Below are 12,554 nucleotides of genomic sequence, written 5' to 3' on the forward strand. Positions count from 1 at the left end.
ACCCGCCGGTGCGGGCCCCGGACTCGGCCCGGCCGGGCCGTTGCGCGCCGAGCAGGCCCGGGACAGAGGACGGGACGGTGTGTCGGTGGTGGCACTTCACGCCGTGACGGCCTGCTCCAGGAGGTCGACGGCGTCCGCGAGGGTGCGAGGGCGGGCTGCGCCGGCCCGGGGCTGGTCGCGGGCCCAACCGGGACCGGCGGCCACGACCAGGGCTCCGCCGCGGGCTCCGCGCGGGCCCCACACCCTGTCGCCGACCCTGCGCACCAGCTCGCGGTCCGCGGTGTGCTGGTCCTGGGACCAGATCATCACGGCCGACGGCCCGATCCGGTGGACGGCGTCGAGCAGGGCCCGGGGCGGGACGGCCGCGCCCAGTATGCGAAAGGGGACCCCGCGCTCCGTGAGCGCGGCGGCCGTGGCCTCGATGGCGAGGGTGTGCAGTTCGAGGGGCGTCGCCGTCAGGAGGACGGGCCTCACCTGGCGGGCGGCGGGCCCGCCGACGGCCACGCCCCGCAGAGCGCTGGAGACGTGCCAGGACAGCAGGTGCTCGACCTCGACGTACTGCTCGCCGTCCGCCGCCCACCTGCGGCCCGCGGCGCGCAGTGCGGGCATCATGACCTCCGTCCACGCGTCGACCACCCCGAGCGCGTCCACCGCTTCCCGCAGGATCCGGGCGACCTCCGGCCCGTCCAGTCGCACCGCCGCCCTGGTCAGGCCCCGGCATTCGGGGCGCACGGTTCCGACCTGCGGGGCACGGCTTCCGCCCGGACCGTGCCCGAGCCGGCCGCCGCCCCGCGAGTCCGTTCGCGGCTCGGGGAGAGCGCGTCGCGGGCTGTCCTCGGGTACGGAGACGTCGCGCTCGGCCAGGGCCGCCCTCGCCGCCTCGCCCGGAGGCACCCCGCGTGCCGTCAGCCGGCACATCGACTCCAGGACGGCGATGTCCCGGGGGCTCCAGCGGCGGTGGTGTCCGGCCTCCCGACGGGCCGGGCCGATGCCGTAGCGGCGTTCCCAGGAGCGGACCGTCGTGGGTGACACACCCAGCCGCTGGGCCACCCGGCCGGTCGGAAGCCCGGCATCGTCCACCGGCTCGGGTGCCGGGTCCGGGTCTCCGGATCGCACTCCGATGCGCCGGCCGGGGTCTCGGCCGGCCGATGGGGTCACCATCCCGCGGTCCTCCCCGCGGCGAGCCCCGCGCGGCACACCGCCACGGCGGCGATGACCGGCTGCGGGCTCCGGCCCGACCGGGCCGTGTGCGGCTCGGCCCACCCCGGAGTGGAGATGCCCGCGCACCTCGACGCCTCGCGCTCGGGCGTCTGGGCGGGCGGGCTCGCGGGAGCGGGACGCTCCCGGGCGGGAAGCTGTCGGGCGATGGTCACGCGCACAGCCTCCCGGTCGACGGCGCACAGGTCCACCCGCCCTGGATGGAACACCGGCACGGACCGGACCACCGGAGGCCGCCGGCGGCAGGCGACTCCGTACACGGGTGCGGCAACCGCGCGGTGGAGCACCTCGGACGCGCCTTCGTCGCCGGGCGCCGGCAGGTCCAGGAGACGACCCGGGTCCGCGGCGGTCGGCACTTGCCTGCCGCGGGGATCCAGGCCGGAACGGGTTCGGATGAGCGAGGTCACGCGGCCACGGTGCAGCGGTTCAGCACCGATAGCCCATCCGCGTCGTTTGTGCAGCGTTTCCCGGCGGAACCGGACCTGCCGGACGATGGCGAAGCACGACCGCGTCAGCGAGTCCGGCACCCTCGCCGTCCCCGACCGCCGCCGCGCGACGGCCCGCACGACGGCCACCGCCGGCCCCGGCGGAGACGACACCACGGAGTCCCGTACCGCTCGCCCTCGAACGCCCGGCGGACACCACCGCGGTCCGCGATACCCCGGCGGTATCCCAGAACTCTAGGATACCGCCGGCAGCGGCCGACACCCAGCATCAGTACGGACGATCCCGCCGGCGCACGGGCGCCGCGTAAGTGGAGCCAGCTCTGGAGCCGTCCATGACCACCTTGTTCGAGTCCACCGTCCCCCAGCCGGAGCCCGCGGACCACCGGGCCGTCGCGGGCGAGCTGTTCGGGCGGGCACGTGAGACGGCCGAGCTGCTGCGGCTGCTCGCCGACCCCACCGTGCCGGGCGTGCTGCTGCACGGCCTTCCGGGCAGCGGCAAGACCCGGCTGGCGTCCGCGGTCGCCGAGCAGTACCGAGCGGCGGGCCCATCCGCCGGAACTCCCCGCCCGGCTTCGTTGCTGACTGTCGATCAGGTCGAGCCGGACGAGTACCCGGCACTGCTGGCCCGGTGCGCCTCGACCGGGGCGAAGCTGCTCGCGACCGGCCGCCTGCCAACCACCGGCGCCGACGTGGCGTACCGGGTGGACCCACTGGCCGTTCCGGTGGACTGGTCACCGATCGACCTGGACGCCTTCTGCCGCATCCCCTCGGTACAGGTCTTCACGGCCGCCCGGCGGGCCTGGAGCCCGTGCTTCACGGTGACCGCCCGGAACCAGCAGGCCGTAGGCCGGATCTGCGTGGAACTCCGCGGCCTGCCGGGTGCGCTGGTGGTCGCGGCCCGGATGGCGGCACTGGAGGGCATCGGCGCCGTGCTGGCCGCACTCGGCGGGGCGGGAGGAGACGGAGCCGCAGGAAGCGCCCCCGCAGGAGGGGGGCTTCCGGCCGACGGCGGGGTGGAGGCCGATCCGAACCGGCCGGTGGCCCCCTGCCCCGGGCCGCGCGTGCCGCCGGCGGGCCGGCCGGCGGACGGGGCGCCGGGACGAGCGGCGAGGCGACCGGCGGGGCGGAGCGGCCCGCTCGGCGCCGACGAGACGCGGCTGATGTCCTGCGCGCCGCTGTTCGCCGGCGGATTCGGACCCGAGGCGCTCCGGGCGGTATCCGGGATCACGCCGAGCGCCTTCCCGGCGGCGCTCGAAGCCCTGCTCGGCCGGCAGTCGCTGACGCTCGAGGACCGGCCGTCCGGCCGACTGGACGGTGCGGCCGAAACGCGACTTCACGTGCCGTTCGACGGCCTGCCCGAGGCCCGGCCCGCCGACGGCAGGCACACCGTCCTCATGCTCCGCCACGCGCGCTACTACGCCCGGCTCGCGGCCGGGGCCGGCCGTCGGCTGGCCGCCGGTGACCAGCCGACAGCCCTGCTCGCCCTGCGCGTCGAGGAGGCCAACCTCCGATCGGCGGTCGACACCCTGACCGACCACGGGTCCACTGCCGAGGCCCTCGACCTGATGGAGCGGCTGCTCGCCCACGCCCGCGTCGTCGGCCTCGGCCCGGCCTGGACCGACCGGGACACCGCGCTGCCCGGCTCCACCAGCGCCACGGGTGAACGGGCACGCGTCCGGCTGGCGCTGATCCGCGCCGAAGCCCGGCTGCTCGACGGCGACGACGAGTCGGCTACCGCCCTGCTGGGCGAAGCCGAGGCGGCCGCGGACGCGTCGGACCGATGTCGGACCGAACCCGATGCCCCCTCCACGGCGGCCCGTCTCCTGCGACTGCGGGGCCTGACCGGGTGCGACCGTGACCCTTCCCGAGCCCTCGCCGCACTCACTCGGGCGGCAGGGCTCCTCCGCGAAGCCGACGACGAACCGGCGGCCCTGCGCGTCGAGTTGGAGGCCGCCCTGGCCGAGCTTCGGCTCGGTCGAACCGGCCCCGGCAGCGCGCTGGCGGACCGGGTGCTGACCGCCGCGCGGCACCGGGGGGACGCGCTGCTGGCCGGCGCGGCCCTGCTCCACCTGGGTCTGCTCGCCGCCGCCGACGGCGATCCGTCCGCGTCCCGCGCCCGCTGCGTCGAGGGGCTGGCCCGGCTGCGCCCGCTCGGCGCCGTCGCCACGCTCGGCGCGCTGGTCGGCCTGGCCGCGAGTCCGCTGCGCCCCGCACCGGCCCGGGCGACCGACGCCGCCCGACTGCTGGGCAGTTTCTACCCGGGGCGGGCCGGCATTCCCGGCGACCCCGCGGATCCCGACCTGGCCACCGCCCGGCTGCTCCCCGGCATCCGCCGCCGGCTCACCGAGGACGAGTTCACCCACGCACTGGCGGCCGGCGCGGCCACCTCGCTCCCGGACCTGCTCCGCTCCCTCGGCGAGTCGGACTCCACCGGGACACCGTCGAAGCGGAAGTTGACGAACCGCCAGTTCCAGGTCTCGCTGCTGGTGGCCGACGGACTGAGCAACCACCAGATCGCACGTCGCCTGGGCATCTCGGAGTGGACCGTGGTCAACCACCTCCGCGAGGCGATGCGGCGGTTGCAGTGCTCCTCGCGGGTCGGTGTCGCCGGCTGGGTGCACCGCTCCGGCCGGCCGCCGGGCCCCGCTCACGGCGCGAGGCGGGGATGGCACGACGAACCGTTCGAAGCCTCCTGACCCGGCGGGAGCGCCCGCCGCCCGGGCCTCTGCCGAACCGGATTCCAGGTCGGCCGGTCCGGACACCCGCGCCCCGACCGCTCGGGGCGCCTAACGCAGCCCGGTGAGGGTCGCCACCCGGTCGAAGCGGCCGTCGATGGCCTCGTCCCCGTGGTGCACGACGAGCAGGGCGCGCCCCTCGGTCCGCTCCCGGAGCACCCGGAACACCAGCTCCCGGCCGCCGTCGTCGAGGTTCGCGAACGGCTCGTCAGCCAGGTACACGTCCGCGTCCTCGTGCAGGAGCACGGCGACCCCGACCCGCTGGCGCTGGCCGGACGACAGGTCCGAGGGCAGCTGGTCGGCCAGGGCGTCCAGACCCATCGCGGCGCGCAGCCGCTCGTCGGCGACCAGTTCGCGCACCGGCAGCGGAGGCAGGTGCACCGGAGCGGTCAGGCTCGCCACCCGGGGCGGCAGGGTGACCGCCCCGGCGTCGGGGGCGAGGGTCCCGGCCATGACGTGCAGGAGCGTGGTCTTGCCGCAACCGTTGGGGCCGCGGAGCAGCACGCGCTCACCGACGCGCAGGTCGAACTCGTCGATCGAGACCCTGGCCTCCTCGCCGTACCCGACCCGGACTCCGCGGACCCGCACCAGGGCCCCCTCGTCGTAGTACGGGGCCTGCCCGGAGTCCCGCAGGGACTCGATCCGCTTGAGGACCGCGCTGCTCCGGCGGGCCTGCGGAATCATGTTGACGAGGTCGAAGATCCCGGTCACCGCCCGCCACAGCGAGTTCACGAAGGCGAGGAAGCTGCCGAACGACATCCGCCCGGCGAAGACGAAGAAGGCTCCGATGATCATCGAGGCGGTGTCCGACAGGTTCATCACCAGGTCGCTGAGGGCTCGCTGCCGCTGTGACAGACGGAAGTTGACGAAGGTGAGGTCGAGGAACCCGCGCAACGCGTCCCGGTTCACCGCGCGGGTGCCCGGCAGCAGCGACGGCAGTCCGCGCAGGGCGGGGAAGGACTCCAGCGTGCGGGTCAGCGTGTTGATGTACCGCGCCTCCGCCTCGCGTTCGGGCCCGGTGTTCTGCTCGATCCGCCTGCCGAGCCGGTTGCTCACGAGCACCAGCGGCGGCACGATCACCAGCAGGATGAGGCTGGCCTGCCAGGACAGGTAGAACAGCACGCCGAGGAAGGCGACCGACGCGACCGCCTGTCGCGCGATGCGGAGGGAGACGTCGATGGCCGGCAGGACGCCCTGGGAGACGTCGTTGTGGATGCGGCTGACGTACGAGGCGTTTCCCGCCTTCGCCACCTCTCGGCCGTCCAGGCCGAGCGTGCGGCTCAGCAACTCCGTCTCCAGCACCAGTGTGAACGCGTTCTCGAGGCGCTTGCGCCAACAGGCGACGGCGTAGCCCGTGATGTTGAGGGTCAGTCCGAGCAGGAGGTACCCGAGGCCGAGGACGAGGAACCTGCGGAAGTCGGCGGTCAGGATCGCCTGGTCGAACAGGGCCTTGAGCAGCAGGGGGTGCAGCAGGGCCTCGAGCCCGCCCGTGGCGGCCTCGGCGACGAGGACCACCACGAACGGGGCCCGGTGGCCCCGCAGCGTACGCCACAGCCGGTTGTTCACCGCGCCGCCTCGTCCAGCAGGAAGTCGGCGGTGCCTCCGGTGTTCACGCGGTGGAGCACCCGCAGCAGCCCCGCCGACCCGGTCAGGTAGTCGCAGGAGCAGCGCAGCAGCCCCTCGCCGGGAAGACCCAGCAGGGTACGGCCGTCCTGGCGCGGCAGGCCGAAGCGCTCGGCGGGCTCGAACAGGAACACCCTCCGGACGGTGTCGAGCTGCGTCAGCGCCCTGTCGCGGTAGGAGCGGTCCCCGGTGAACTCGGCCGCGTCGAGCAGCGCGTCGGCGATCCCGGTCATGCCGAAGCCGTACCCGGGCAGCACCGAGTAGCGGACGTCCAGTCCGCGCAGGACGGTGCGCGCCGCGTCCAGGTCGCCGTAGCGCAGCAGCACCTGCGCCACGCCGGCGGACCCCACCTCGATGTACGGCTCCATCGTCCCTTCGTGCTCGAACATGACCGGGCCCCCGTCGTTCAGGGGCTTGGCGTGGGCCATCTCCCAGGAAAGCGCCTGCCGTCCGAGCCGCAGGTGGTGATCCTCTCCCGTGACCTGGTGCATGCGCAGCAGGAACATGGCGACGCCGGCCTGTCCGAAGCCGAGGCCGGTCAGCGGCCCCTCGGTGGCGAACTCGTTCACCCAGTGGGCTCGCCCGCCGTCGTGCCGCACCGTGTCGTGCAGGGCCTGCGCGCAGTCCCGTGCCGCGGCGAGGTCGCGCGGGTCGCGGCCCTGCAGGAAGAAGCGCAGGTTCGTCATCCCGACGCCGGCGAGGCCGTAGTAGAAGGTGTAGTCGCCCTTCTCCAGCGCGCGCCTGTTGGCCCGGGCCAACAGGCGCCTGGCCTCGGTCCCGAACCCGAGCGAGTCGGCCGCCCAGGCGATGCCGGCCAGGCCGTTCATGAGACCGTCCGGGTACTCCGCGCTGTCGATGCCGGCCAGTTCGCCGCCCAGCCAGTCGCGCCATTCGGGCCGGATCGCGATGCCGGAGGACTGCAGCGCCCACAGGACGCCGCTCGCCCCGAAGCCGAGGCTCAGCGGGTTGGTGACGTGAGCGAAGGGGTCCACGGGGAAGAGCGTGCCCCGGCCGGGGTCGGCGACGGCCTCGACGAACGCGGCCACTCCGTCCTCCGCCTCCACCAGTCCGAGCCGTTCCTCGACGACCGGCCGCGCCGGGAGGGCCTCGACCTGGTCGAGCAGCTCCGCCTCGTCCTCCAGGGCGTCCAGCACGTCGGTGAGGCCGATCCGGTCCCCGGCCAGGTCGGTGATCAACCGGTGGACGCGCTCCGGCCAGCCCAGGCCCTCGGTGATGTGGATCCGGTACAGGTCGAGGACGTCCTCGCGCAGGTAGGACATCGCCGCGATCGGGAAGACGAAGTACGCCATGGTGGACGCCAGGGCGTACCGGTCGCCCTCCGGCCCGAATTCCCTGAAGCCGTCGCGCGAGAGGCTGAACCCCGGTGTGTAGAGCTCGACGGGCTGCTCCAACTCCGTTTCGCCGCTCCCGCCGCGGCTGTCGGTCCCGGCCAGCCGGCAGGCCTCCAGGTCGACGATGGTCACCTCGTGGGTGTCCGGGTCGACGAGCAGGTTGGAGGCGGTGAAGTCGGCGAGGATCACCCCGCGGTCGTGCGCGGCCTGGATCGCGCGGGCCAGCCCGCGGAAGACGGCGAGGAAGATCCGCAGGTACTCCCGCGACTGCTCGATGTCGAACCCCGGCCGCGCGAGCGGGTTGCGTTCGAGCAGCACCGAGCGGAGGTCGGAGGCGTCGACGAACTCCTCGGCGATGAAGTGGTGCTCCCAGTGGCGGAACTTCGCGATCGGGGCCGGGTACGAGCCGATGTCCGCCAGCCGGTTCAGGAACATCCACTCGCGGTCGAGGATGTCCACGGCGTCGTGGTTCCGACGGGGGTTGATGTTGGTGTGCGGACGGGCCTCCTTGAGCAGCACCGGCCGGTCGTCGTGCGCCGTGTCCTCGGCCGTGTACACGCCGCCGCTGTTGGAGAACTGGATCGCCCCGGTCACCCGGAACCGGCCCCCGACCAGGCCGTCGTCCTCGTCCTCGTCCTCGGGCTTCCAGTCGTCGAAGGGCCAGGGCACCCAGTCGGGCCGGGCGTTCCCCACGCTCCGGTCGTCGGGGACGGGACCGTCCGGTCCGAGGATCCGCGGGTGCCGCCGGCCGAGGACGTCGACGGTGTGGGTGTCGAGGAACTGGCCGTAGCGGAAGTACAGCGCCCTGCTGTCCCGGTAGCGCAGGTCCGACAGGACGTAGGCGCCCTCGTAGCCCTCCAGGAGTCCGGCCAGGTCGGCCAGGACCTTCCTGAACTCGTCGTCACCGCGCGGGTAGACGGTGACGAACTTGCCGCCGCTCCCCCGGGACATGGCCTTGGAGTTGAGCATCTCGAAGACGTTGAGGTCGAGGGCTATCTTGAAATCGGTCCCGCGTTCCGTCAGATATCCGATCACCGAGGCGGCGACCTCGCGCACGTGACGGCAGCTCGCCGACACGTGGATCTTCCAGCCCTGCGCCGGCAGGTCCGGGCTGGACCGATGGCTCCACCAGATGCCGCTGCGGACGAACCGCGCCCTCAGCGGCTCGTCGAGCCCGGCGAGGAAGTGGTCCGCACTCGGTTCGTACGAGACGTCGAGCGGGTCGAAGAACAGCGTGTCGTTCCACGCGAAGAGGAAGCGGTAGACCCATCGTTCGTTGCGCATGTCAGCCTCTGTGATCGTCCGCGGGCAGCCGGTGGGAGCGGCGGGGTCCGTGCGGGGGCGCGGCGCACCCCCGCACGGACCCGTCGGGCTACGACTCGCCGGGCTTCGGCGGGGTGGTGCAGCAGCGGCCGGTGCTGCTCGTCAGGCTGACGATGGCCACGGCGCTCAACTTGACGCGGGCCTCCATGTTCTGGAGCTTGAGGACACTCATCAGGGTCGTCTCCTGGGAGATCACGTGCGCGGGACGCGCAACAAGGGTGGGATGCGCACCGGCCGGCAGCCGGCACGGGCCCGGACCGTGATGCCTCCGCGGCCCGGGTGATGGAGAGTCTCGTCGCGGCGCACCGGGTGCCGGTAGGGGCTGATAGTTGTCATGGCCTTCCGACCGGTTCGGCCGCAGACTGAAGAGTTGTCGTCCTTCCGGGCCTCGGGCACGACGGCGGCGGAGCCCGCGATTCGTCCTCGCGAGCCCCGCCCGGTGTCACGCTGTCACCTGCGTCGGCAGCAGTGCCTGTCGCGGCTGACGAGGGTGTGCCCCTCGGTGCCGCCGCGGCGTTCTGATCAGGGGTCCACCGTCACGGTGATGGTCTCGGGGTTGGCACTGTTGTCCTGGTACACCGGGTCACCGCTGTAGACGGCGGTGACGGTGTGGGTGCCCGCGGTGCGGAAGGCGGTGACCGTCCCGCCGGCGGCGCAGGTGCCGAGGGAGAGGATCAGGCGTCCCGTGCCGAGGGTCGTCCCGGTGGTGGTGTCGGTGAACGTGACGGTTCCGGTGGGCCTGGTCGTGGAGCCCGCGCCGGGGCAGACGATGTCGCTGAGCACGACCGGCGAGCCGGTCCGGGTGCGCTGGGGCATCGCGGTCAGGGTCGTGGTGATCGGCTTGCCCACGGTGTAGCTGATGACCACCTGGCCGTTGTGGTTCGCCGTCCCGATCGTCGAGGCCGCATAGGACGTCCCGGTGCCCGACGGGGTCGCGAAGCTGCTTCCCCCACCGCCACCGCCGCCGCTCGCCTCCGTGCCGGTGTTGTTGACGGCGCCGCTGCCGCCGCCCCCGCCGGCGAAGTACCCGCCGCCACCGCCCCCGCCCGCACCGGTGGCGGTGGCGGCACAGCCGCCGTCGATCGCTCCGCCGTTCCCGCCGGTGCCGATCGTGGTGCCGACGAACCCGCCCCCCGGCCCACCCGACGTGGCACTACAGGGCGCGGCGGCGCCGGCGGCCCCGCCCGCACCGCCCGTGGTCGTGCTGGTGCTGCCGCCGCCCCCGCCGTGCCCCGCCGCGGCCCCGGGGCCGGTGGCGCTTCCCGTGGTACCGCCGGTGGCATCGGGCGTCGTCCCGCCGTTGCCCCCGTTGCCGCCCGCCAGGCCGCTCCCGGTGCCCCCGGCGGCACCGCCGCCCCCGGCGACCACCAGGAAGGAGCCCACGCTGACGCTGGAAGCACCGCCCCCACCCGGCCCTTCCGCCCGGAAACCGGTGACCGGGATGCCCCCACCCGAAGCACCGCCGTTGAACCCGCCGGCACCCCCCGTACCCGTGCCGTTGCAGCCCTTGCCGCCTGTACCGCCGACGTTGACGGTGACCGTCGTCGGCGCGGTGGTCTGCGGGAGAGTGGTGACGACCCGCGCCCCCGTCCCGCCCGTCCCCGTGACGGAACAGGAGGTGCCGGTGTTGTCGGCACCGCCCGCGCCGTCGGCGGTGATCGTGACCACCGCCTGGGCCGGGATGGTGAGGCTCTGCGGAGCACCGGTGAAACCGAAGGTGACCACCGGGTCGGCCCCTCGGGTCCGCACCGGGGCGGTGGCCGGCGCGGACCCCGTGGCCGCGGCGGTCGCGGGGCTCAGCCCGGTCCCGGCCAGTGCCACGCACACCCCTGCCACGACACCGGCCTGCCACCACCGCGCACGAGCCTGGGCACCTGCCTCTCCTTCGGCGACGGGATGTCCTGGGGCATGGTGTCTGATCACTGCTGTCTCCCGATGTGACGGCTTGAGGTGAGACTTCGGGGTGCTGGATCACGCGCCCCGTGCAGCGGTGGTGTCCCTGCTCCGGAGCGTGATCAACAGGGACAGCGTGACGACCGGACGGCCCTTGTGCCCCGATTGCTCCGACAGCGGCATGCCACACACCATCACACTGGGCGGCACACGAACTCACTGAGCTGGTCACGGGCGGATGACTTCGCGGAGATCGTCGGCCGGCGGGCGACTCCGCGCCCACGGCCCGGACGGGGTTGGCCTGGGCGGCTGGATTCAGGCCCGGGCGGGGTGGGTGAGGGTGTGCCAGGCGGCGTAGCCGCCGAGGAGGTCGGAGACGTCGGGGTGGCCGTGGTGGCGCAGCAGGCTGGCGGCGATGGAGGAGCGGTGGCCGCTGGCGCAGTGGATGACGAGGGGGTGGTCGGTGGGGATTTCGTCGAGGCGGGTGGGGAGTTCGGTCAGGGGGATGTGGAGGGCTCCTTCGATGAAGCCGGTTTCGCGTTCGCCGCAGGTGCGGACGTCGAGGACGGTGGGGGGCTGTTCGGCGGTGAGGGTGGTGCGGAGTTGGTCGGCGGTGAGGCGGCTGGCGGGGGTGAGGTCGTCGGCGAGGGCGGGCAGGGCGTTGTCGGGGTTGCGCAGGTAGCCGGCGATGTGGTCGAAGCCGATGCGGGCGAGGCGGGTGACGACCTCGTCCTCGCGGTCCTGCGGGGCGATGATCGCGATGGTGCTGTCGGGGGTGAGGACGGTGCCGGCCTGTTCGGCGAAGCGGCCGTCGAGGGGGACGTTGACGGCGCCGCGCAGGTGTCCGGCGCCGAAGTCCTGGGGGTTGCGGGCGTCGAGGACGACGGCGCCCGCGGTTCGGGCGTCCTTGAAGCCTTCGGGACACAGGGGGCGGGTGGCGTTCGTGCGGTCGAGCAGCGGGCGGTCCTGCCGGTTGAGGGCGGCGTCGTGCCCGAAGTAGGCGGGGGCGGCGGACTGGCCGGCGGTGACGATGCGGACGAAGGTGTCCTGGTCCATCGGCTGGCAGGCGTAGTTGGTGCGCCGCTGCGCGCCGATGGTGGACTGGCGGTCGGTGGAGAGGTTCTTGCCGCAGGCCGAGCCGGCGCCGTGGGCGGGGAAGACGAGGGTCTCGTCGGGCAGGGCCATCAGCTTGCGGTGGACGCTGTCGTAGAGCATCGCGCCGAGTTCGGCGGCGGTGACGCCGACCGAGGCGAGCAGGTCGGGGCGGCCGACGTCGCCGATGAACAGGGCGTCGCCGGTGAGCACGCCGTACGGGACGGTGTCGTCGGGCTGCTCGAAGACCAGGATGCTGATCGACTCGGGCGTGTGCCCGGGGGTTTCCAGGATCTGCAGGGTGACGTCGCCGAGCTCGATCCGCTCGCCGTCGGTGAGGTGGCGGATGGGGTAGTCGGTCTCCGCGCGGTGCCCGTACCCGATCCAGGCGCCGGTGCGGTCGGCCAGTTCGAGGTGGCCGGCGAGGAAGTCGGCGTGGAAGTGGGTGTTGATGACGCCGACGACGGTCAGGCCGCGTGCCGTGGCGTCGGCGAGGTACTCGTCGACATCCCGGCGGGGGTCGACGATCACGGCCTGGCCGGTGCGCTCGTCGGCGATCAGGTACGAGGCCTGGGAGAGGCAGTCGAGGTAGAACTGGGCGAACTATGTCAACCGATCCGGTAGGGAGATCGTATAGGCGAGGGAGGGGCTGGGGAAGGGGGGCAGGGTGCGGGCCAGGTACGCGATCAAGCCGCTGCCCAGGTATGCACAAGCAGTGCGGAGCATGCGGTTGACACCCCGGATAGGACTATGCTGACCTGCGAAAATGCCTCCCCCGATCTACTGTCAGGGCTGCCGACTGGCGAACACAGGACGCTCTTGAGCAGCTCGCGCAGGAAAGCTGCGGGCAGGCCTCCGGGCGTCCCGTGGCG

6 protein-coding genes and 1 pseudogene are annotated in these 12,554 nt (G+C 73.6%); 1 reads left to right on the forward strand and 6 read right to left on the reverse strand.

Annotated elements, in window-relative coordinates; translation table 11 throughout:
- Positions 1-96: 96 nt before the first annotated feature.
- Positions 97-1,161 carry a MerR family transcriptional regulator gene (locus ACFVU7_RS38365; RefSeq protein ID WP_388050540.1) on the reverse strand — a complete coding sequence of 355 codons (1,065 nt, stop codon included), beginning with the start codon at positions 1,159-1,161 and terminating at the stop codon, positions 97-99.
- 835 nt (positions 1,162-1,996) lie between these two features.
- Here ACFVU7_RS38365 and ACFVU7_RS38370 point away from each other — a divergent pair.
- Positions 1,997-4,360 carry a LuxR C-terminal-related transcriptional regulator gene (locus tag ACFVU7_RS38370; protein ID WP_074002989.1) on the forward strand — a complete coding sequence of 788 codons (2,364 nt, stop codon included), beginning with the start codon at positions 1,997-1,999 and terminating at the stop codon, positions 4,358-4,360.
- A gap of 90 nt (positions 4,361-4,450) precedes the next feature.
- Here ACFVU7_RS38370 and ACFVU7_RS38375 read toward each other — a convergent pair whose 3' ends face one another.
- The 5 genes and pseudogenes from ACFVU7_RS38375 to ACFVU7_RS38395 all read right to left on the reverse strand — a co-directional run.
- Positions 4,451-5,965 (reverse strand): ABC transporter ATP-binding protein, encoded by a 1,515-nt coding sequence (locus ACFVU7_RS38375; RefSeq protein WP_198959372.1) that lies wholly within the window; start codon positions 5,963-5,965, stop codon positions 4,451-4,453.
- On the reverse strand, positions 5,962-8,658 hold the full coding sequence (gene lanKC / locus ACFVU7_RS38380) for a class III lanthionine synthetase LanKC (protein ID WP_074002990.1): 2,697 nt from the start codon (positions 8,656-8,658) through the stop codon (positions 5,962-5,964). Before lanKC ends, ACFVU7_RS38375 begins: the two co-directional genes overlap by 4 nt.
- 88 nt (positions 8,659-8,746) lie before the next feature.
- Positions 8,747-8,869: a class III lanthipeptide gene (locus tag ACFVU7_RS38385; RefSeq protein ID WP_198959373.1), complete on the reverse strand. Its 123-nt coding sequence runs from the start codon at positions 8,867-8,869 to the stop codon at positions 8,747-8,749.
- Positions 8,870-9,219: 350 nt separating this feature from the next.
- Positions 9,220-10,518, reverse strand: a complete 1,299-nt coding sequence (locus ACFVU7_RS38390; RefSeq protein WP_074002991.1) for an Ig-like domain repeat protein — start codon at positions 10,516-10,518, stop codon at positions 9,220-9,222.
- A 387-nt stretch (positions 10,519-10,905) separates the two neighbouring features.
- Positions 10,906-12,285: pseudogene (locus tag ACFVU7_RS38395) on the reverse strand (rhodanese-like domain-containing protein); the annotation flags it as partial.
- Between the last annotated feature and the right edge of the window lie 269 nt (positions 12,286-12,554).

Source organism: Kitasatospora sp. NPDC058046 (assembly GCF_042885595.1).
Classification (GTDB): domain Bacteria; phylum Actinomycetota; class Actinomycetes; order Streptomycetales; family Streptomycetaceae; genus Kitasatospora.

Coding starts and splice junctions, on each gene's coding strand:
- ACFVU7_RS38365 (WP_388050540.1), bottom strand. CDS start 1,161: ATGGTGACCCCATCGGCCGGCCGAGACCCCGGCCGGCGCATCGGAGTG.
- ACFVU7_RS38385 (WP_198959373.1), bottom strand. CDS start 8,869: ATGAGTGTCCTCAAGCTCCAGAACATGGAGGCCCGCGTCAAGTTGAGC.
- ACFVU7_RS38370 (WP_074002989.1), top strand. CDS start 1,997: ATGACCACCTTGTTCGAGTCCACCGTCCCCCAGCCGGAGCCCGCGGAC.
- lanKC (WP_074002990.1), bottom strand. CDS start 8,658: ATGCGCAACGAACGATGGGTCTACCGCTTCCTCTTCGCGTGGAACGAC.